Source organism: Streptomyces tyrfis, from assembly GCF_037034285.1.
Classification (GTDB): Bacteria; Actinomycetota; Actinomycetes; order Streptomycetales; family Streptomycetaceae; genus Streptomyces.
Genome location: NZ_JBAGJZ010000021.1, coordinates 18,699 through 40,086, shown reverse-complemented (window position 1 = coordinate 40,086; position 21,388 = coordinate 18,699). Strand labels below are relative to the sequence as shown.

Sequence of the window (21,388 nt, the reverse complement as noted above, 5' to 3'; positions counted from 1 at the left end):
GGGCGCCACGCCCGGAGCGGTGACGGGCGCGGACTGCGCGGCGGCCCTGTGCCTGTCGGTGGTCGCGTGGTCGCTGGTGGTGCGGGGCCGGGGACGGCGCAGAGCGCGGGCGATGTTCACCGGCGGCGCGGCGGAGCCGCCGCTGTGCCGGTGGTGGGAGCGGACGTGGACCTGGTCGCGGAAACGGGTGCGGGAACGGCGGGAGTGGCTCTGTCTTCCGGTGGCGCTGGTCGTGGCCGTGCTGGGGCAGTCCCTGCTTCCTCTGCCGGCCGGTGCGGCGGCGGTCCCCTGGGTGGGGCGGTGGCTGCGGCGGCGGGCGCTGAGACGGGAACAGGAACTCCGGGCCGACGGCGTCGTCGCATTGTGCGGTGCTGTCGCGGGCGAGTTGAGGGCCGGTCGTGAACCGGGGCGGGCGCTGCTCGCCGCTGTGCGCGGGACCGGGGCGATGGGGCCGGCGGAGGCCGGTGTGTGCGCCGCGGCACGGTTCGGCGGCGACGTACCGGGGGCGCTCGGTCAGGCGGCACGGGTACCGGGGCTGGAAGGGCTTGCCGGGGTGGCGGCCTGCTGGCGGGTGGCGGTGGACGGGGGAGCAGGACTCGCCGCGGGGCTGGACCGTCTGGAGGGCGCTCTGCGGGCGGAACGGCGCAGACGAGAGGAGCTGCGGGCCCAACTGGCGGGAGCCTGGTCGACGGTGGCCGTGCTGGCGCTGCTGCCGGTGCTGGGACTGGGGCTGGGGGCGGCGCTGGGAGCCGAACCGCTGCGGGTGCTGCTGCACACCCCGGCCGGGCTGGCCTGCCTGGTGACGGGCGGGTTGCTGGAGGCGGCCGGGCTCGGCTGGGCCGGCCGCATCGTACGAGCGGGGGAGGCGGCATGAGCGGGGCGGCCGGCGAAGCCGTCCACGGGGCGGCGGTCGTGTCGGCGGGCGTGGGCGCGGCCCTGTGGCTGGTGCTCGCCCTGGTGGGGCGCAGGAGAAGGCGTGCGGTGCGCCGCAGGGGCGCGCTGTTGCTCGCGATCGGTCCTGAGAAGCGGGGACGCCGCGGGTGGACGGTGTCCGGTGCCCGGGCGAAGGACTGGGCGCTGCCGATGGCCGCTGCCACGGCGGCAGCGGTGCTGGTCGGCGGCCTGCCGGGGTGCGTGGCCGGGCTGATGGCGGCGTACGGCACCTGGCGGTGGCTACGGGCCCGGCGCGGTCGGCGTCCGGCGGCGGACGACGCGGAGGCGGCCGAGGCGGTGCGCCAGCTCCCGTTGGCGGCGGATCTCCTGGCGGCTTGCGTCTCCGCCGGAGCAGGGCCGAGGGAGGCGGCGGAGGCTGTCGGTGAGTCGTTGGGCGGACCGGTGGGCGAGCGACTGGCGCGGGCCGCGGCGGAGATCCGGCTCGGCGGTGAACCGGCGGTGGCCTGGGGGAGGTTCGGCGAGATACCGGGCTCCCACGAGCTGTCCCGATGCCTGTACCGGGCGGGGGCGACAGGAGCTCCGGCGGCGGAACCGGTGGCGCGGCTGGCCGAGGCGATGCGGGCGGAGCGGGCGAGCGCGGCCGTGGCCCGTGCGCAGCGGGCGGGTGTGCTGATCACCGCACCCGTGGGGCTCTGCTTCCTTCCTGCCTTCCTGGCCGTCGGGGTGGCGCCTGTCGTGATCGGGCTGGCGAGCGGCCTGCTCCACACCAGGTGAGGAAGGAACTGCTGAGGAAGGAACTGCTGAGGGAGGAGGGCCGGCTGAAGGAGAGCTGACGGGAGAACCAGCGGCTTTCCATGCAGGACGATCCACAACACAAAACGACTCAAAGCGGTTGAAAAGCGATCAAGGTGAAGCGTCGGAGCATTACGAAACGCGTATGCGAAGCATGCGTGACATGGGGGTTTGTCATGGCACAGCGAATCAGGAACTGGGTGCGGGGCGTGATGCGCCGGGTCCGGTCGGACGACGGGATGACGACATCCGAGTACGCGGTGGGGACGATCGCTGCCTGCGCGTTCGCGGCGGTGCTCTACAAGGTGGTCACCAGCCAGCCGGTCATGTCCGCGTTGCAGTCACTGGTGAAGGAAGCACTCGATGCGAAGTTCTAGAGCGAGCCGACGGTCGGGTGACGGACATCGTTCCGGGGCCGTCGTCGGCGGGACGAGGGACCGGGGCGCGGTGACGGCGGAAGCGGCCATGGCGGTTCCGGTGCTGGTGGTCTTCGCCCTGTCGCTGGTCTGGGCGCTGATGGCCGCCTCGGCCCAGATTCGTTGCGTGGACGCGGCCAGGGCCGGGGCCAGAGCGGCGGCCCGCTCGGAGCCGGAGCCCCAGGCGCTGGAGGCCGCACGGGCGGCGGCTCCCCGCGGAGCGGAGGTCTCGATGGAACGGGCCGGTGAGCTGTGGCGTGTGCGGGTGGCGGCCCCGACGCCCGGCCTCGGCCCGCTGGCCCTGACTCTGCACGCGGAGGCGGCGGCCCTGGCCGAGGACACGGTGAGGGCGGCACCGGGACAGGGCTGGGAGGGGATGTGATCGGAGTGGCGGGGAGCGGAGGCGACGCGACCGGAGCGGGCGAGGAGGAAGAAACGCGCGAGGAAGGGGAAAAGAGGAAGGCCGACGCGGGCGGCGCACCGCTTCCGGACGGGGAGGGAGAGCACGCGCCGGGCGGGGACGCTGGGCTGGCGACGGTGTGGGTGGCGATGACGACGGCGACGTTGTGCGTGGTGTTCGCCATCGTGCTGGCGCTCGGACAGGTGGTGGTCGTCAGACACCGGGCCGGTGGGGCGGCGGACCTGGCCGCCCTGGCGGCGGCCGACCGGGCCCTGGGAGGAGCCGAGCAGGCGTGCCGGGCGGCCGAGAAGGTGGCCGCGGCACAAGGAGCGACGGTGGTGCGGTGCGCCGTCCGCGGGGAGATCGCCGATGTGACGGCCCGGGTGGCGCTCGGGCCGTACGAACCGGAGGTCAGATCCCGGGCCGGCCCTCCGCAGGCTCCTCCTCCCGAGCCCCCGATGCCTGCTCCGGGGCCGGGATCGGGGGACCCGGAAGCGCTGCGCCCGGGAGCACTGCACCCGGGGACACCGGGGAGTCAGGCTTCACGGGCTCCTCCAGTCCTTCCAGTTCGTCCCAGCTCCTCCGGGTTTTTTGGCTTCTCCGGCTACTCGGGCTTCTCGAGATTCTCCGGCTCCGGCGGGGCGGATCGGAGGAGTTCGCCGAGGAGGCGTACGGCTCCTCGCTTGTGCAAGGGATCGTTGCCGTTGCCGCACTTGGGGGACTGGATGCAGGAGGGGCAGCCCGCCTCGCATTCGCAGGACGCGATGGCCTGACGGGTCGCGGTCAGCCAGGCACGGGCCGTATGGAAGGCCCGCTCGGCGAACCCGGCGCCGCCCGGGTGGCCGTCGTACACGAAGACCGTGGGCAGCAGGGTGTCCGGGTGCAATGGTACGGAGACGCCGCCGATGTCCCACCGGTCACAGGTGGCGAAGAGCGGCAGCAGCCCGATGGACGCGTGCTCGGCCGCATGCAGGGCGCCACCCAGGATCTCCGGGTTGACGCGGGCGGCGTCGAGCTGGTCCTGCGTGACCGTCCACCACACGGCGCGCGTACGCAGGGTGCGGGGCGGCAGATCCAGCCTGGTCTCGCCGAGCACCTCCCCGGTGATGAGTTTGCGACGCAGAAAGGAGACGACCTGATTGGTGACCTCGACCGAGCCGTAGCAGAGCCGGCCGTCTCCCCACGGGATCTCGGTCTCGGTCTCCAGGACGGCGATGGCCGTGGTGTCGCGGGCCGTCGTGGAATATGGCGGCACCGCCTCCTCGACGAGAGCGACGGAGTCCTCCAGGTCCAGCTTGCGGACCAGGTAGGTGCGGCCCTGGTGGAGATGGACGGCGCCCTCATGGACGGAGGTGTGCGCGGCGGCCTCGTCGACCGTGCCCAGCAGCCGGCCGGTGCCCTCCTCGACGATCTGGACGGGGCGGCCGCCCTCTCCCCGGATGTCGGTGAGGTCGGCGGCACGTTCGCGGCGGGTCCAGTGCCAGCCCGATGCCCGTCGGCGCAGCAGTTTCGCGGCTTCCAGCTGCGGCAGCAGCTCCGTCGCTGCCGGGCCGAAGAGCTCCAGGTCCGGTTCGGTCAGCGGGAGCTCCGCGGCGGCGGCGCACAGGTGCGGGGCGAGGACGTACGGGTTGTCCGGGTCGAGGACGGTCGACTCCACAGGCTGTTGGAACAGCGCCTCGGGATGGTGCACGAGGAAGGTGTCCAGCGGATCGTCTCGGGCGACCAGCACGGCCAGGGCGCCTCGGCCGGACCGCCCGGCACGGCCGGCCTGCTGCCACAGCGACGCCCGGGTGCCCGGGTAGCCGGCGATGACGACGGCGTCCAGGCCGGAGACGTCGACGCCGAGCTCCAGGGCGGTGGTGGCGGCCAGACCGAGGAGTCGGCCGGAGTGCAGGGCCCGCTCCAGCGCACGGCGCTCCTCGGGTAGATAGCCGCCGCGGTAGGCCGCGACCCGGGCCGGCAGCGAGCGGTCCACCTCGGCGAGGCGTTCCTTGGCGATGACGGAGATCAGTTCGGCGCCGCGGCGGGAGCGCACGAAGGCGACCGAGCGGACGCCCTGCAGGGTGAGGTCGGTGAGGAGGTCGGCGGTCTCGGCGGTGGCGGTGCGGCGAACGGGCGCGCCCTTCTCGCCGTGCAGTTCGGTCAGCGGCGGCTCCCACAGGGCGAAGACCAGTTCGCCGCGGGGGGAGGAGTCGTCGGAGACCTCTGTGACGGGGAGGCCGGTGAGTCGGCCCGCCGCGACGGCGGGTTCGGCGGCGGTGGCCGAGGCGAGGAGGAAGACCGGATCGGCCCCGTAGCGGGCGCACAGGCGGCGCAGCCGGCGTATGACCTGGGCGACGTGGGAGCCGAAGACGCCCCGGTAGGTGTGGCACTCGTCGATGACGACATAGCGCAGGGCGCGCAGGAAGGAGGACCAGCGGGGGTGGGACGGGAGTATGCCGCGGTGCAGCATGTCGGGATTGGTCAGGACGTGATTGGCGTACTGGCGCACCCATTCGCGTTCTTCGACCGGTGTGTCGCCGTCGTACACGGCGGGCCTGATGGCGGTGCCGAGAGGAGCCGCGAGTTCCTTCACGACACGCCGCTGATCGGCGGCCAGAGCCTTGGTGGGGGCGAGGTACAGGGCGGTCGCGCCCCGCCCGTTCGGAGCCTCGGAGCCGTCGAGCAGGGCGGTGAGGACCGGGGCGAGATAGGCGAGCGACTTCCCGGACGCCGTGCCAGTGGCGATGATCACGGATTCGCCGTCCAGGGCGTGCTCGGCGGCCACCGCCTGGTGCACCCAGGGGTGATCGATTCCGGCCTCCTGGATCGCGGCGATCACTTCTGGCCGGATGCGGTCGGGCCAGATGGCATGGGTGCCCGTACGCGGGGGCAAGTGCTCCGTATGAGTGATGCGCGCGGACCGGCCCGCCGCTGCGGCGAGCCGGTCGAGGACCAGGTCGGGAGAGGAGCCGGAGTCTCTGTTCCCGGGTGGTCGACTGGGGCGGTGATTCTTGGCCATCGGCACCGAGTGTGTCACTGGCGTGACGGACAATGGTCCCAAGGCGTCGTGCATGGCTGCTGGTAAGTGATTGAATGCCATCGCGGCTGGCGATCCGTCCCCTGGCTCCGCCGGGGAGACCGAGGGGCGACCGCTCGATAGCAAGGTGCTGGAGGATCCGTGGACCTGTCCTTGTCGACTCGCAATGTGTCCGGCCCTGGTGGCGACCGCACGGTCGTCGAGGTCGGTGGCGAGATTGATGTGTATACCGCGCCCAAGCTGCGCGAGCAGTTGGTCGAGTTGGTGAATGACGGCAGCTACCACCTGGTTGTCGACATGGAAGGCGTCGACTTCCTCGACTCCACCGGCCTCGGCGTGCTCGTGGGCGGCCTGAAGCGCGTCCGGGCCCATGAGGGCTCGCTGCGCCTCGTGTGCAACCAGGAGCGCATTCTCAAGATCTTTCGAATCACCGGTCTGACCAAGGTGTTCCCGATTCACACCACGGTCGACGAGGCGGTCGCGGCCACCGACTGACGGCTGCGGTCCGCCCGGTTCGCCGGGCCGGTCGCCCGCGTGTGGGGCCCGCGCCCGGGACCCTGTGCGCCCCGGTGACCGGACTGGCCGACGGTCGATCGGGTACACGCCGGACGTCTCCGCCGAGGGTGGCGGGGGTCGGTATGGCGCCGGCGCGCCGGTGGCCGTCGGCCGACGTGCGCCGAATGTTCGCGGGTTGGTCCGATACGTCCGAGTACGGGCGTGCCCGAAGAGGGAGTGCCGGGCGGCCCGGACGGCTGGGTCGTGGATGCCCGGGAGCGGATGGTTCGGTTTGTCGAGGTTGGCCGGCCGATTCCGGATATTCCCGGATCTCTGCTCGCCGAGCGGGTCGGGCGCCCTGTTTTTGGGTAGTCGATTGGTCGAACGTAAGAGTCGAACGGTCGAAGCCGAACGGTTGAAGTCGATGGGTCGAAGTCGATGGGTTGAATCGGACGACTGGTTGGGTTCGGTGGCGTTCGGCAGCGATGCCCGGGGCCGGCGGTTCGGTGGCGGCCCGCGTATGACAGCGGGTCCGCGCGATGACAGGACGGGGCGTGCCCCTGGGCCTTCGCCGGTCCGATCACCGGCCTCGATCAGCGGTCGGGTTTGTCCGTCGCCCGGACGGCCCGTCGCCCTGTCGGCGTTGTCCGGTTGGGCTCGTCGCCCGGCTGGACCGGTCGCGGGGTCGGGCCGGTCGCGGGATCGGGCCGACTGGACCGCTCGGGCGAGGGCGTCGGTGGTGCGGCCGGTGATCGTCGGCCGTAGCCGTCCGGAGACTGTCGGCGGTTCCGGCGCGGATCGGCCGACGGGTTGGTTCGTCCCGGGCGGAAGGTCGGCTTCCGGGCGAGGACCGTATGAGGAGCCCCTGGAGGGCCGGACGAGGCAGCTCGGTCCAGGGCGGGGCCGACGCCTGGCAGGCTGGAAGAGGACCGCGTGAGGGCCGAAGTGAAGACCAGAGGAAAACCGGAAGAAGAGCCGGAGCGGCGGGCCACCTGCCCGGGCTCCTGGGATGCACGCCCGTACGTCTGAGGGGGATCGCATGGCCACCGTTGAACTCCGCTTCAGTGCCCAGCCCGAACACGTCAGGACGGCGCGCCTCGTGGCGGCCGCCGTGGCGCGCCGAGCGCGGGTCGACGAAGCCGTGCTCGACGAGGTCCGACTCGCCGTCGGTGAAGCCTGCAGCCGGGCGGTCGGGCTGCACCGCAGTCACGACATCACCGCTCCCGTCTCCGTCGCTCTGATCGAGGAGGAGAAGTCCTTCTCCATCGAGGTCGGCGACCAAGTGCCCGGGCCGGGCGACGCGCCCGCCCCCGGAGAGGTCTCCGCGGCGCGCGGCGACATGCCCGGCGCGGGCCTCGACGAACCGGGGCCCGGAACCGACGTCGACGGCGAGGACGAGATGGGCCTCGCGGTCATCAGCGGCCTCGTCGACGACGTGGAGGTCAGATCGGGCGTCAACGGCGGAGTGATCCGTATGACCTGGCCGAAGACGCCGGTGACCGTTCTTCCCTGAGGGGCGGCGCTCGTCCCTTCCCCGCTTCCCTGAGCCGGCCTTCGCCCCCTGCCCGAGGTGGCGCTCGTCTCTTCCCTGAGGCGGCGAGGCCCGGGTCTCTGTGGTCGTGAGGACCAGGGCCCGGGCCTTTGTGGAGTGACGGCTCGGGCCCGGGGCCTGCGGTCGCCCCGGGTTCCGCAGCCGTACTCGGGGATCGGGGGCGCGTGACTCCGCCGTCCGACGACCTCCACGGCACCCGTGCCGCCTCTCGCCGCACATCGCCGCGCCGACCGATGGGCTGTCGCCCCGGCGCGCCCTCGCCGTCCGACGCGCCCGTCGTCGTCCCGGCGCCGCTGATTCGTTGATTTCCTTGATTACTTGTTTCCTTGATTCCCGCCCGTTTCGTCTTTCGTCATTCGGTGTCATTACTGCATTCGGAGTGATCCGCGGCCCCGATCTCTTATCGATCCGGTCGTGAACGCCCATTGCGGTCACAGTGCGCTGCTCGCTCACCCAGGTCTCCTTACAATCCGTCCACGTCTTGAACGCTGAGCGTCAAGGAGGACGTATGGCGGAGATCTTCGACATTCCACTGGCAGGGCCGGCACAGGATTCCGCATTCTCCGCACGTCCGGGCCGGGCGTCTTCCCTCGCGGCCGCGGTGCTCACGGACGACAACCGTGTCATCGTGGTCGCCGTCGCGGTCGTCGCGGTCGCCGCGCTGGTCGTCGCCCGGTTGCTGTTGCGGCAGGTACTGGCGGCGGGCCAGGGGACCGAGCGGATGAAGGAGATCGCGGCCGCCGTCCAGGAGGGCGCGAACGCGTATCTGGCCCGGCAGCTCCGTACCATCGGCGTGTTCGCGGTCGTGGTGTTCCTTCTGCTCCTTCTGCTTCCTGCCGACAACTGGTCGCAGCGCGCCGGGCGCTCCCTGTTCTTTCTGCTGGGCGCTTTTTTCTCGGCGGCCACCGGATACATCGGCATGCGACTCGCCGTGCGCAGCAATGTCCGAGTGGCCGCCGCCGCGCGTGAGGCGACTCCGGAAGAAGGCGAACCGGAAAAGGACCTCACCGTCGTTTCGCACAGGGCGATGAGGATCGCTTTTCGCACGGGTGGCGTCGTCGGCATGATCACCGTGGGGCTCGGGCTGCTCGGCGCCTCCTGCGTCCTGCTCGTCTACGCGGCCGACGCCCCGAAGGTGCTGGAGGGGTTCGGACTCGGCGCCGCGCTGATCGCCATGTTCATGAGGGTCGGCGGCGGCATCTTCACGAAGGCGGCGGACGTCGGCGCCGACCTCGTCGGCAAGGTCGAGCAGGGCATTCCGGAGGACGACCCGCGCAACGCCGCCACCATCGCGGACAACGTGGGCGACAACGTCGGGGACTGCGCGGGCATGGCGGCCGACCTCTTCGAGTCGTACGCCGTGACGCTCGTGGCGGCGCTGATCCTCGGCGAGGCCGCCTTCGGGGACTTCGGTCTGGCCCTCCCGCTGATCGTTCCGGCGATCGGCGTGGTCACCGCGATGATCGGGATCTTCGCGGTGTCCCCGCGGCGCGCCGACCGCAGCGGCATGACGGCCATCAACCGCGGCTTCTTCCTCTCCGCCGCGATCTCGCTGGCGCTGGTGGCCGTGGGCGTCTTCCTCTACCTGCCGTCCTCGTACGCGGACCTGGCCGGGGTCACCGAGGTCGCCATCACCTCGCGCAGCGGCGACCCCCGGCTCTTCGCCCTGGCCGCCGTCGCCGTCGGGATCGTGCTGGCCGCCCTGATCCAGCAGCTGACCGGCTACTTCACCGAGACGAACCGGCGTCCCGTCAGGGACATCGGCAAGTCCTCGCTGACCGGTCCGGCCACCGTCGTGCTCGCGGGCGTCTCGCTGGGCCTGGAGTCCGCCGTCTACGCGGCCCTGCTGATCGGGCTGGCCGTCTATGGGGCCTTCCTACTCGGTGGCATGTCGATCACGCTGGCGCTCTTCGCGGTGGCCCTGGCGGGCACGGGGCTGCTCACCACCGTGGGCGTCATCGTGGCCATGGACACGTTCGGACCGGTCTCCGACAACGCGCAGGGCATCGCGGAGATGTCCGGTGACGTCACGGGCGCGGGCGCGCAGGTCCTCACCGACCTGGACGCCGTCGGCAACACCACCAAGGCCATCACCAAGGGCATCGCCATCGCCACAGCGGTGCTGGCGGCGTCGGCGCTGTTCGGCTCGTACCGCGACACGATCGCCGGGGCGGTCGACGACGTGGCGGCCGGGGCCGGGTCGATGTCGCTCAGTCTGGACATCTCGCAGCCCAACAACCTGGTGGGCCTGATGCTGGGCGCCGCGGTCGTCTTCCTCTTCTCCGGGCTGGCGATCAACGCGGTGGCCAGGTCCGCCGGCGCCGTGGTCCACGAGGTGCGGCGGCAGTTCCGCGAGCACCCCGGGATCATGGACCGGGGCGAGCGACCGGAGTACGGCCGCGTCGTCGACATCTGCACCAAGGACGCCCTGCGCGAGCTCGCCACGCCCGGCCTGCTCGCCGTACTGGCGCCGATCGCCGTCGGGTTCACGCTCGGCGTCGGGGCGCTCGGCTCGTATCTCGCGGGCGCCATCGGCACGGGGACGCTGATGGCGGTGTTCCTCGCGAACTCCGGCGGCGCGTGGGACAACGCCAAGAAGCTCGTCGAGGACGGCCGGCACGGCGGCAAGGGCAGCGAGGCCCACGCCGCGACGATCATCGGCGACACGGTCGGCGACCCGTTCAAGGACACCGCCGGCCCGGCCATCAACCCGCTGCTGAAGGTGATGAACCTGGTCGCCCTGCTCATCGCCCCGGCGGTGGTGCGGTTCAGCTACGGGCGGCACGCCAGCCCCGGGGTGCGGACGGCGGTGGCGGTGCTCGCCGTCGTCGTCATCGTCGGCGCGGTCTACGTCTCCAAGCGGCGGGGGGTCGCGGTCGGGGACGAGGAGGGCCCGGACACGGGGCCCGGGGGCGACGGCGGTCCGGCCCGGCCCGACCGGGCGGCCGTTTCGTGAGGCGGGGGCTCCCCGCAGCTGCGCGACCGCGCACACGCTGACCCGTATGCGCTGACCCGTATGCGCTGATCCGTATGCGCCGACCCGCACACGCCGGCCCGTATGGGCGCCGGCCGCACACGCTTACCCGTTCGCGTGATTGCTCGTTCCGGTGTTCGCGTGTTCTGAAGGCTGTGTGGGTGAGTTGTATCTCCCTCATTTCGTTTGGTGCAAATGGCTGCAAAAGGTCATCCACCGGGCGCACGGCACCCGGGCGGAGGGCGGCCGACGTGTAAGTTCCGGGGCCGAGAGTCTTGGAAGGGACCGATCCGGTGAACAAGAAGCTTGCGGCCGCACTGTCCGGCGGTGCGGTACTGGTACTCACGCTGTCGGGCTGCGGTGGCGACGACAAGAGCGACAAGGTGAACGACTGGGCCAAGACGGTCTGCGACCAGGTCCAGCCCCAGCTGCAGAAGATCGCGAACGCCAACGCCGCCATCCAGCAGCAGACCGCCGACAACAGCAAGCCCGCCGATGTCCAGAAGACCGACTCGGCCGCCTTCCAGCAGATCTCGCAGGCGTACAAGGCACTGGGCTCGGCCGTCGAGTCGGCCGGCCCGCCGCCCGTCGACAACGGCGAGACCACGCACAAGGAGGCGGTGAAGGAGCTCAACTCCTCCTCCGCGGCCTACGCGAACCTGCAGAAGAGGGTCGACGCCCTCGACACGAAGGACCAGGCGAAGTTCGCCGACGGCCTCAAGGGCATCGCGGACGAGCTGAACAAGATCAGCACCGGTGGCGACAAGGCGCTGAAGAGGCTGCAGTCCGGCGAGGTCGGCAACGCGATGGCGAAGCAGAAGGGCTGTCAGAAGCCGTCCGCCTCCGCGCCGCCGAAGGCAGACGCTCCCGGTTCGGACACCACCGGTTCGGACACCACCGGGTCGGACTCCCCGTCCCCGACCGCCACGTCCGGCGACAAGTCATGAGCTCGCTGGACGGGCCGTTGATCTGAGGGGCCCGGCGGCCCGGCGGCCCGGCGGCCCGACAGCCCGGCAGCCCGGTGGTCCGAGTGCGCCGAGCACCGGGCCGCCGGGCTGTCGGTCACCGGGCGGTCGACGCCGCCGACGCGGGCGGCGGCCCGGCCGGCGGGCGCGGGCGGGGCCGCCGTTGTCGGCGGGAGCGGACACAATGGTCGGGTGAGTACGACCCGCCTTCCCGCGCCCGACCGTTCGCCCCGGCTCCGCGAAGCCCTGCTCGCCGCCGCCTTCACCGCCGACGGGCTCCTCGACCTGCTCGGCGCGCCCGCCTATGCCGCGCTCGCCCGCAGCGAGACGGTTCCGGCGCTCCGTGCCACCCGGGGGGATTCCCCGCTGGAGACGCTGGTGCGGCTCTTCCTGCTCCAGCGGCCCGTTCCCCACGAGCGCGCCCGCGCCGCGCTCCCGCTGGCGGAGTGCGTGGAGGACGGCTGGGTGGTCCGCGCCGACGACGAGGTGCGTGCCGTGGTCGACGTGCGGCCCTACGGCGGGCCCGAGGGCCAGGACTGGTACATCGTCTCCGACCTGGGCTGCGCGGTCGGCGGCGCCGGAGGCATCGGCTCGCGCGAGGAGGGCGTGGTCCTCGGGGTCGGCGGGGCGTCCACCACGCTCGCCGGGATCACGGTCCGCAAGCCGGTCGCCTCCGCGCTCGACGTGGGCACGGGCTCCGGCATCCAGGCGCTGCACGCCTCGCTGCACGCCTCCCGGGTGACGGCCACCGACCTCAACCCGCGCGCGCTGGAATTCACCCGGCTGACGCTGGCCCTGTCCGGCGCGCCCGCGGCGGACCTGCGCCTGGGCTCGCTGTACGAGCCGGTCGGCGAGGAGACGTACGACCTGATCGTCTCCAACCCGCCGTTCGTCATCTCGCCCGGCGCCCGTCTCACCTACCGCGACGGCGGGATGGCGGGCGACGACCTGTGCCGGACGCTGGTGCGGCAGTCGGGGGACCGGCTCAACGAGGGCGGGTACGCCCACTTCCTCGCCAACTGGCAGCACGTGGAGGGCGAGGACTGGCAGACCCGGCTGAGTTCCTGGGTGCCGCACGGCTGCGACGCGTGGATCGTGCAGCGCGAGGTCCAGGACGTCACGCAGTACGCGGAGCTGTGGCTGCGCGACAGCGGCGACCATCGCACGGACCCCGCCGAGTACGCGGCACGGTACGACGCCTGGCTGGACGAGTTCGAGGCCCGCGGGACCAAGGGCGTGGGCTTCGGCTGGATCACTCTGCGGAAGTCCGCCGCGGCCGCCGCGGGGAAGCCGTCCATCGTGATCGAGGAGTGGCCGCACGCGGTGGAGCAGCCGCTGGGTCCGGCCGTCGAGGCGCACTTCGCCCGTCAGGACTACCTGCGTGAACAGGACGACGCCGGGCTGCTGACCGGTCGGTTCGCCCTGGCCGCCGAGGTCGTGCAGGAGCAGGTCGGACTGCCGGGCGCGGAGGACCCCGAGCACGTGGTGCTCCGTCAGAACCGCGGGATGCGGCGGGCGACGAAGGTCGACGCCGTCGGGGCGGGCTTCGCGGGGGTGTGCGACGGGACGCTGCCCGCGGGCCGGATCCTGGACGCGATCGCCCAGTTGATGAACGAGGACCCGGTGCTGCTGCGCGACCGCACCCCGCAGGCGATCCGGTTGCTGGTGGAGGAGGGCTTCCTGGAGCCGGTGCCGTCGGACGGGTGACGGTTCCGCCGGGGACGACGGCTCCTGGGGAAGGGGCGGAACGGGGCCGGGCCGGGACGGGGACGGGAAGGAGGGAGGAGGACGGGGACGGGGTCGGGGTGAGCCGCGTTTCCGCGTCGCCCTGCTCAGCTTCGTCCAGCTCGGTTCTGCGTCGGTCCGGGGTCGTTCAGCTCCGTCCGGTTCGGTTCAGGGGCCGTTCCGCTCCGGCTCGGCTGTAGTACCTCTTGTATGGGAGGCGCTCATGTCACCTGCGCCTTCGGGCTCGCCGTCTCGGGTGAGGGTGCTGTGCCGCGCGTTCCGGTTGGCGTCCGGCGGGATGGTGTGCTCGCCCGTCGGCCGCTGCCTGTCGTCCGGCGTTCGTCGCCCGCCGCCTGCCGCCCCGCGCACGGTGTTCGGCGCCTGTCGTTCCCACGTCGCACCGCGCGGGCCCCACGTCGTACCGCGCCACGCCACGCGTACCGCGCCGCCCGCACCATGCCACGCCGTACCGCACCACGCCACGCCATCCCGTGGCCCGTGGTCGCAGGGGAGTGCGATTCCGGCCATTCACCCGGGGTTCGCGTTCCGGACGCCCCGGGGTGACAGCCTCCACCTGACCGGACGGCACGGGCCCCGGCCGAACAGCGACAGGGAGGCGTACGGACATGGAGAGCGGACCCGCGGTCCTCGCCGGAGCAGTGTTCGCGCTGTTCGGCGCCGCACTCCTGCTGTGGACCGGGACGCGGGTGTTCCACCGCGCGCCGGTGGCTCACGGAGCGAGCCCCCTCGCTTCCGCCACGCTCGCCACACTGTTCGGCGTACTTTTTCTCGTTCTCGGTGTGTGGTGCTTCACTCGCATCTGATCCACTCTGATCCGTTTCCCACCCGAGCACTTCCCGTCCGACCTCCGCATGCACACCTGACGCCCGCATTCCCACCCGACTCACGCATTCCCCTCTGACCCGCGCATTCCGCCGGTCCGTCTCCTCTTTCTCCCGCAGCCGGATCCCCTTGTCCCGCCGGGCCCCCGTGCCCCGCGGGGCCTGCGTCTCCCCGCCGGACACCGGCAGGGCGCGGCGGGGAACACGCCCGGAGGGCCCCACGCCGGGCGGCGGACATGCCGGGCCGTCCGGCACCGCCGCCGTAGTGGTCGGAAACCGCTGGGCGGCGGTCATGGGCCCGGCGAAGCGGGTGGTCCGGGCGGCAGGAATGGCGGGAGTCGGGTTACCGTTCGAGTGGCCGTTGCGGGCTTTTGCCGTTTGACACGGGGGCGGGTTGTACCGTCACACTCCGCAGCGACGGCACCGTCGGCAGCGCCATGGCGTTGCCCGGATGCCCACCGAGCGTCGACCGGAGAGAAGAGCGAAGTTGTCCCCGACCAGCGAGACCGCACAGGGCGGCCGCCGACTCGTCATCGTCGAGTCGCCTGCCAAGGCGAAGACGATCAAGGGCTACCTCGGCCCCGGTTACGTCGTCGAGGCGAGTGTCGGGCACATCCGCGACCTGCCGAACGGCGCCGCCGAGGTACCGGAGGAGTACACCGGCGAGGTCCGCCGGCTCGGCGTCGACGTCGAGCACGACTTCCAGCCCGTCTATGTCGTCAACGCGGACAAGAAAGCCCAGGTCAGGAAGCTCAAGCAGCTCCTCGCCGAGTCCGACGAACTTTTCCTCGCCACCGATGAGGACCGCGAGGGCGAGGCCATCGCGTGGCATCTGCAGGAAGTCCTGAAGCCCAAGGTCCCGGTCCACCGGATGGTCTTCCACGAGATCACCAAGGACGCGATCCGGGCCGCCGTCGCCAACCCGCGCGAGCTCAACCAGCGCATGGTCGACGCCCAGGAGACCCGCCGGATCCTCGACCGGCTGTACGGCTACGAGGTCTCGCCGGTCCTGTGGAAGAAGGTCATGCCCCGGCTGTCGGCCGGCCGGGTCCAGTCCGTGGCGACCCGTCTCGTCGTCGAACGGGAGCGCGAGCGCATCGCCTTCCGTTCCGCCGAGTACTGGGACCTGACCGGAACGTTCTCCACCGGAACGGGCGCCAACGGGGCGGCCGCGTCCGGCGGCGCGAGGCCGGCGGACGCCGCCGACCCGTCGTCCCTCACCGCCCGCCTCGTCACGGTCGACGGCCGCCGCGTCGCCCAGGGCCGCGACTTCGGCCCGGACGGGCAGCTGAAGCCCGGCTCGGGCCAGGTGCTGCACCTGGACGAGACGAACGCCCGCGCCCTGGCCGCCGCGCTCGCCGACAGCGCGTTCACCGTGCGGTCCGTCGAGTCGAAGCCGTACCGTCGCTCCCCGTACGCCCCCTTCCGCACGACGACCCTCCAGCAGGAGGCGAGCCGGAAGCTGGGCTTCGGCGCCAAGGCCACCATGCAGGTCGCGCAGAAGCTGTACGAGAACGGCTTCATCACGTACATGCGCACCGACTCCACGACGCTCTCGGACACCGCGGTCGCCGCGGCCCGGGCGCAGGTCACGCAGCTGTACGGGGCCGGCTATCTGCCGGACAAGCCGCGCACGTACGCCGGGAAGGTCAAGAACGCGCAGGAGGCGCACGAGGCGATCCGCCCCTCCGGCGACCGCTTCCGCACCCCCGCCGAGACCGGCCTCACCGGCGACCAGTTCCGGCTCTACGAGCTGATCTGGAAGCGGACCGTCGCCTCCCAGATGAAGGACGCGGTCGGCGACTCCGTGACCGTCAGGATCGGCGGCCGGGCGAGCGACGGCCGGGACGCCGAGTTCTCCGCCTCCGGCAAGACGATCACGTTCCACGGCTTCATGAAGGCGTACGTCGAGGGCGCCGACGACCCGAACGCCGAGCTCGACGACCGCGAGCGCCGCCTCCCGCAGGTCGCCGAGGGCGACGCGCTGTCCGCCGAGGAGATCACGGCCGACGGGCACGCCACCAAGCCCCCGGCCCGCTACACCGAGGCGTCGCTGGTCAAGGAGCTCGAAGAGCGCGAGATCGGCCGCCCGTCGACGTACGCCTCGATCATCGGCACGATCCTGGACCGCGGCTACGTCTTCAAGAAGGGCACCGCGCTGGTCCCGTCCTTCCTGTCGTTCGCCGTGGTCAACCTTCTGGAGAAGCACTTCGGCCGGCTCGTCGACTACGACTTCACCGCGAAGATGGAGGACGACCTCGACCGCATCGCGCGGGGCGAGGCCCAGGCCGTGCCGTGGCTGAAGCGTTTCTACTTCGGCGCGGGCGGCGACGATCTGGCGGGCGCGGGCGCGGCCTCCGACGCGGGCAACGGCGACGGCGACCACCTCGGCGGCCTGAAGGAACTGGTCACCGACCTCGGCGCGATCGACGCCCGGGAGATCTCCTCGTTCCCCGTCGGCAACGGCATCAAGCTGCGGGTCGGCCGCTACGGCCCGTACATCGAGCGCGGCGAGAAGGACGCCGAGGGCCACCAGCGCGCGGACGTGCCGGAGGACCTGGCTCCGGACGAGCTGTCCGTGGAGTACGCGGAGGAGCTGCTGGCCAAGCCGAGCGGCGACTTCGAGCTCGGCGCGGACCCGGTCACCGGGCACCAGATCATCGCGAAGGCCGGCCGCTACGGCCCGTACGTCACCGAGGTGCTGCCCGAGGGCACGCCGAAGACCGGCAAGAACGCGGTGAAGCCGCGGACGGCCTCGCTCTTCAAGTCCATGTCGCTGGAGACGGTGACGCTGGCCGACGCGCTGCGGCTGATGTCGCTGCCGCGGGTCGTCGGCGAGGACGCCGACGGCGTCGAGATCACCGCGCAGAACGGCCGCTACGGCCCGTACCTCAAGAAGGGCACGGACTCGCGTTCGCTCGCCTCCGAGGAGCAGCTCTTCGACATCACCCTGGAAGAGGCGCTCGCGATCTACGCGCAGCCCAAGCAGCGCGGGCGCGCCGCCGCCAAGCCGCCGCTGAAGGAGCTGGGCGCCGACCCGGTGAGCGGGGCGCCGGTCGTGGTCAAGGACGGCCGCTTCGGCCCGTACGTCACCGACGGCGAGACCAACGCCACGCTGCGCACCGGCGACAGCGTCGAGACGATCACGCCGGAGCGCGGTTACGAGCTGCTCGCCGAGAAGCGGGCCAAGGGCCCCGCCAAGAAGAAGACGGCGAAGAAGGCGCCGGCCAAGAAGGCGACCGCGAAGAAGACCGCGGCGAAGAAGACGGCGGCCAAGAAGACCACGACCGCCAAGAAGGCCGTGGCCGCGAAGAAGACGACGGCCGCGAAGAAGACCGCGGCGAAGAAGACGGCCGCCGCGAAGGAACCCACCACGGCCTCCGCGGAGAGCTGAGGCTGAGGGCCGACGGACTGGGCGCGGCGCGGGGACGCCCCGGCCCGGGTCGCCCCTGGGCCGTACGGGGGCCGGGGTACGGGACGGCGGCGCGAGGGCCGTGGCCGCGACGCCTGGGGCGCGGGGCCCGGGCCCGGGCGACCGACGGCCGGTCCGCGCGGCCCGTGGCACGGCACCCGGGCGCGGCACCCGGGCGCGGCGCGGAGAGCGGGCCGCCGTGCCGCGCCGCGCTGTCCACAGGCCACGCCACGTTGTCCACATGTTCGGGCGGGGCATCCGGCGACCCGGCCGGTCCGGATAGGCTGGACGGATGACGCGAGCCGAGCAGCCAACGGTCGTGAGCCCCACCTCCGACACACTTGCCGCAGACTCACGCGAGCGCGCCGTACGAGCCCTGTTGCGCATCCCTCCGCTGAAGCGGTTGTGGAGCGCCCAGTTCGTCGGAGGCGTCGGCGATGCCCTCGCCCTTCTCGTGCTGGTGCTGATGTCGCTGCAAGCGGCGGTCCTGGAGGGCTCATTCGGGGCCGGGTACCGGGGGGCGGCGTTCGCCGTGGCCACGGTGTTCGGCGCCCGCATCCTCGCCACCCTGCTCTTCGGAGCCGTGCTCCTCGGACCGCTGACGACGCTCACCGCGCCGGACGGGCCGCTGGACCGGCGGTGGCTGATGATCGGGACGGACGGGCTCCGGCTCGCGCTGCTGGTCGTCGCGCCGCTGTGGATCGACTGGATGCCGCGGCAGGCGCTCCTGATGATCCTCGTCACCGTCTTCGTGACCGGCGCGGCCGAACGCCTGTGGACGATCGCCAAGGACGGCGCCGCGCCCGCGCTGCTGCCCGCCCCGCCCCCCCAGGGCGCGGCGGTGCGCCCGCTCCCCGACCACCTCGACGCGCTGCGCCGGCTCTCGCTGCGCACGGGCTTCGTCGCGATCCCGGTCGCCGGGGCGGCCCTGCTCGTCACCACGCTCGTCGGCAACCTGCTGGGTTCGGGCCTGGAGTGGTTCTCGTTCCACCAGGCGGCGCTCGGCTCGTACGTGGCGGCCGGCCTGTTCTCGGCCTCGGTCTCCGTCCTGTACTTCCTGGAGCTGCCCGGCGACCGGACGCCGCGCCCGCGCTCCCCGCTGGAGGGCCTGCGCCGGCCGTCGGCCGCGGGAGAGCCCGACCGGGGCCGCACCGGGGCCGTGCCGGTGATCATCGGCGCCTCGGCCGCCGTCGCCGGGGCGATCGCCGCCGCCGCTGCCGTCGCCGCGTTGCACGCGGGCGAGATGGGCGGCGGGCCGGCCACGTTCGCCCTGCTGATTCTCGGACTGACCGGCGCCGCGGGCGTCGGCATCCGTACGGCGGAGAAGGTGCTGCCCACGCTGTCGCGGCGCCGGCTGCTGGCGCTGTCCGTCGCCGTCACCGGCATCGCGATGCTCGCCATGGGCCTGGTCCCGGACACGGCGACCGTCGTGATGATCGCGGTGCTCGCCGGATACGCGGCGGGCGTCGCCGCCCGCACCGGGCACGTCCTGGTCGACCAGGAGACCGAGGAGTCGCGCCGGGCCAGGACCACGGAGCACCTCCAGGCCCTCGTGCGGGTCCTCGTCGCGCTGGGCGCGCTCGCCGGTCCGCTGCTGTCCGCGGCGATCGGCGCCCACCGGCTGGCGTCCGGCTCCTTCGTCTTCGCCCATGGCGGAGCGGCCTTCGCCCTGATGCTGACCGGCGCGCTGCTGCTGCCCGTCGCGGTGATCGTGCTCGCGAAGACGGACGACCGCTCCGGCGTGCCGCTCCGCCGCGACCTGCGCGAGGCGCTGCGCGGCGGCGAGCCGGCCGTCGCCCCCGCCGCGACCGGTTTCTTCCTCGCCCTGGAGGGCGGCGACGGCGCCGGCAAGTCCACCCAGGTCGAGGCGCTCGCCGAGTGGATCCGCGCCAAGGGGCACGAGGTCGTCGTCACCCGGGAACCGGGCGCGACCCCGGTCGGCAAGCGGCTGCGCTCGATCCTGCTCGACGTGTCGTCGGCCGGGCTCTCCAACCGGGCCGAGGCGCTGCTGTACGCGGCCGACCGCGCCGAGCACGTCGACTCGCTGGTCCGCCCGGCGCTGGAGCGCGGCGCGATCGTGATCTCCGACCGCTACATCGACTCGTCCGTCGCCTACCAGGGCGCGGGCCGCGACCTCTCCCCGACCGAGATCGCCCGGATCTCGCGCTGGGCGACGAGCGGACTCGTACCGCACCTGACGGTGCTGCTGGACGTCGACCCGGAGACCGCGCGGGAACGGTTCACCGAGGCGCCCGACCGGCTGGAGTCCGAGCCGCCCGAGTTCCACGCCCGGGTGCGCTCCGGCTTCCTGACGCTGGCCGCCGCCGACCCGACCCGCTATCTGGTGGTCGACGCGGGCCAGGACCCGGAGACGATCACCACGGTCGTACGCCACCGGCTCGACCAGCTGCTTCCGCTGTCCGAGGCCGAGATCAAGGCCCAGGAGGAGGCGTGCCGGAAGGCCGAGGAGGAGGCCCGGCGCAAGGCCGAGGAGGAGGCGGCCCGCAAGGCCGAGGAGGAGCGGCTGGAGCGCGAGCGGCAGGAACAGCTCGCCAAGCTCCGCGCCGAGGAGGAGGAGCGCAAGCGCCGCGAGCTGGAGGAGGCGCGCCGGCGCGAGGCCGAGCGCCAGGCAGAGGAGGCCAGGCAGCGGGCCGAGGAGGCCCGGCGCAAGGCCGAGGAGGAACGACGCCGGCTGGAGGCGGAGGAGGCGGCCCGCGAGGCGGAGCAGGCCCGGCTGCGCAAGAAGGCCGAGGAAGAGGCCCGGCAGCGCAGGGAGGCCGAGCAGCGGCGCCTGGAGAAGCAGCGCGCGGCCGAGGAGGCCCTGCTGCGCGCGGAGGAGGCCCGGCGCCGGGCCGAGGCGGCGGAGGCGGCCAGGGCCGAGGCGGCCGCGGCGGCGTCCGTGCCGGACAACGAGATCACGGTGCCGACGCCCATCGTCGACCCGAACGACGTGACGCAGCAGGTGCCCTCGCCGGGGACCCGCCCGCCGCACGCGGAACGTCCGGCACGCCCGGTGCGCTCCGACGAGGCGGAGACGGCGATGCTGCCGAAGTTCCGGGACCCGGCGGACCACGACGGTCCCGCCGGCCGGACCGGAGACCACGGCGTCGCGGGCGCCGCGGACGAGACGGCGGTCCTTCCTCCGGTACGGGACGGGCGTCCGGCGGGGGACGGGCGGGGCGCGTCCGGCGCGCGGGGCGAGTCCGGTGCGCGGGGCGCGCGCCCGGCGGATCCGGTGGACCGGGTTCCGCGCGGCATCTTCCGGGACGAGCGGCGTCCGGCCGGTGCCGGGGCCGAGAGCGAGAACGAGCGCACGCGTGAGCTCCCGCAGATCGGCGACCCGCACCTGGGCGGGCCGCGGCAGGCGCAGGACCACTGGGACGCCCAGGAACGCCGCGCCCGGCGCCCGCGTCCCGACTGGGCCGAGGAGACCCCGCTGGACGACCTGCCGACCCTGGCGGACGAGCTCCTGGGCGGCGACCACCGGGACGACGGGGGCTCCGCGCCCTCGGGCCGGGGACGCGGGCCGCGACGCTGATCCCGTTCGACGCCGTTCCCGTCCGGTCCTGATCCCGTCCGGTGCTGGGTCCATCCGATCCCGTCCGGTCGTGATCCCGTCCGGTCCCGTTCGTTCCCGTCCGATCCCGTCCGGTTCTGATCCCGCCCCGGTCCTCGTTCCGGCTCGATCCTGTTCCCGGCACGGCCGCTCTCCGGCGGCCGTGCCGGGAGTGTCGGACCCGTCCTCCACAATGGGAGCCGACGGGGAACCGAGGGGGACGGGGAGCCGAGAGGAAACGGGAGCCGAGGGGCATCGACGGGGCCCGTGACCGGACGGGTCCCGGCCCGGGACCCCGGACCGACGAGTAGCCACATCCGGCCGCGAGGCCGCACAGCACCGGAAG

Annotated in this window: 13 protein-coding genes and 1 pseudogene; 13 read left to right on the top strand and 1 reads right to left on the bottom strand. The window is 72.9% G+C overall.

The features are described 5' to 3' along the window. Positions 1-19: 19 nt before the first annotated feature. The 5 genes and pseudogenes from WA762_RS17860 to WA762_RS17840 all read left to right on the top strand — a co-directional run. Positions 20-874 (top strand): type II secretion system F family protein, encoded by an 855-nt coding sequence (locus WA762_RS17860; protein WP_335936781.1) that lies wholly within the window; start codon positions 20-22, stop codon positions 872-874. Continuing rightward, positions 871-1,668 (top strand): type II secretion system F family protein, encoded by a 798-nt coding sequence (locus WA762_RS17855; RefSeq protein WP_335936779.1) that lies wholly within the window; start codon positions 871-873, stop codon positions 1,666-1,668. Before WA762_RS17860 ends, WA762_RS17855 begins: the two co-directional genes overlap by 4 nt. Positions 1,669-1,862: 194 nt before the next feature. Next, positions 1,863-2,063: a DUF4244 domain-containing protein gene (locus WA762_RS17850; RefSeq protein WP_335936777.1), complete on the top strand. Its 201-nt coding sequence runs from the start codon at positions 1,863-1,865 to the stop codon at positions 2,061-2,063. Further along, on the top strand, positions 2,050-2,484 hold the full coding sequence (locus WA762_RS17845) for a TadE family type IV pilus minor pilin (protein WP_443080618.1): 435 nt from the start codon (positions 2,050-2,052) through the stop codon (positions 2,482-2,484). The genes WA762_RS17850 and WA762_RS17845 overlap by 14 nt, the downstream gene beginning before the upstream one ends. Positions 2,485-2,651: 167 nt before the next feature. Continuing rightward, positions 2,652-2,873: pseudogene (locus WA762_RS17840) on the top strand (Rv3654c family TadE-like protein); the annotation flags it as partial. Positions 2,874-3,106: 233 nt separating this feature from the next. Here the strand turns inward: WA762_RS17840 and WA762_RS17835 are convergent. Beyond that, positions 3,107-5,584, bottom strand: coding sequence for a DEAD/DEAH box helicase (locus WA762_RS17835; protein WP_335936776.1), 2,478 nt, complete (start codon positions 5,582-5,584; stop codon positions 3,107-3,109). A gap of 78 nt (positions 5,585-5,662) precedes the next feature. Between WA762_RS17835 and WA762_RS17830 the strand changes: the two genes are divergently transcribed. The 8 genes from WA762_RS17830 to tmk all read left to right on the top strand — a co-directional run bounded on the left by WA762_RS17830 (position 5,663) and on the right by tmk (position 21,024). Beyond that, positions 5,663-6,016, top strand: a complete 354-nt coding sequence (locus WA762_RS17830) for an STAS domain-containing protein (RefSeq protein ID WP_003967428.1) — start codon at positions 5,663-5,665, stop codon at positions 6,014-6,016. A 1,039-nt stretch (positions 6,017-7,055) separates the two neighbouring features. Continuing rightward, positions 7,056-7,529, top strand: a complete 474-nt coding sequence (locus WA762_RS17825) for an ATP-binding protein (protein WP_335936774.1) — start codon at positions 7,056-7,058, stop codon at positions 7,527-7,529. 547 nt (positions 7,530-8,076) lie between these two features. Further along, complete coding sequence (locus WA762_RS17820; RefSeq protein WP_335936773.1) at positions 8,077-10,524, top strand: sodium-translocating pyrophosphatase; 2,448 nt, start codon at positions 8,077-8,079, stop codon at positions 10,522-10,524. A gap of 311 nt (positions 10,525-10,835) precedes the next feature. Beyond that, on the top strand, positions 10,836-11,489 hold the full coding sequence (locus WA762_RS17815; RefSeq protein ID WP_335936771.1) for a small secreted protein: 654 nt from the start codon (positions 10,836-10,838) through the stop codon (positions 11,487-11,489). Between the two features lie 210 nt (positions 11,490-11,699). Continuing rightward, complete coding sequence (locus WA762_RS17810) at positions 11,700-13,214, top strand: DUF7059 domain-containing protein (RefSeq protein WP_335936770.1); 1,515 nt, start codon at positions 11,700-11,702, stop codon at positions 13,212-13,214. A 644-nt stretch (positions 13,215-13,858) separates the two neighbouring features. Beyond that, the gene (locus WA762_RS17805) at positions 13,859-14,056 is read left to right on the top strand and encodes a hypothetical protein (protein ID WP_335936768.1); all 198 of its coding nucleotides are present in this window, start codon (positions 13,859-13,861) and stop codon (positions 14,054-14,056) included. Between the two features lie 505 nt (positions 14,057-14,561). After that, positions 14,562-17,468, top strand: coding sequence for a type I DNA topoisomerase (gene topA / locus WA762_RS17800; protein ID WP_335936767.1), 2,907 nt, complete (start codon positions 14,562-14,564; stop codon positions 17,466-17,468). Positions 17,469-17,778: 310 nt separating this feature from the next. Beyond that, complete coding sequence (gene tmk / locus WA762_RS17795) at positions 17,779-21,024, top strand: dTMP kinase (RefSeq protein ID WP_335936766.1); 3,246 nt, start codon at positions 17,779-17,781, stop codon at positions 21,022-21,024. Positions 21,025-21,388: the final 364 nt, after the last annotated feature.

Bases quoted from the DNA above. Each gene is read 5' to 3' on its own strand.
- WA762_RS17835 (WP_335936776.1), bottom strand. From the start codon at position 5,584: ATGGCATTCAATCACTTACCAGCAGCCATGCACGACGCCTTGGGACCA.
- WA762_RS17855 (WP_335936779.1), top strand. From the start codon at position 871: ATGAGCGGGGCGGCCGGCGAAGCCGTCCACGGGGCGGCGGTCGTGTCG.
- WA762_RS17825 (WP_335936774.1), top strand. From the start codon at position 7,056: ATGGCCACCGTTGAACTCCGCTTCAGTGCCCAGCCCGAACACGTCAGG.
- tmk (WP_335936766.1), top strand. From the start codon at position 17,779: ATGACGCGAGCCGAGCAGCCAACGGTCGTGAGCCCCACCTCCGACACA.
- WA762_RS17805 (WP_335936768.1), top strand. From the start codon at position 13,859: ATGGAGAGCGGACCCGCGGTCCTCGCCGGAGCAGTGTTCGCGCTGTTC.
- WA762_RS17850 (WP_335936777.1), top strand. From the start codon at position 1,863: ATGGCACAGCGAATCAGGAACTGGGTGCGGGGCGTGATGCGCCGGGTC.
- WA762_RS17845 (WP_443080618.1), top strand. From the start codon at position 2,050: ATGCGAAGTTCTAGAGCGAGCCGACGGTCGGGTGACGGACATCGTTCC.
- WA762_RS17820 (WP_335936773.1), top strand. From the start codon at position 8,077: ATGGCGGAGATCTTCGACATTCCACTGGCAGGGCCGGCACAGGATTCC.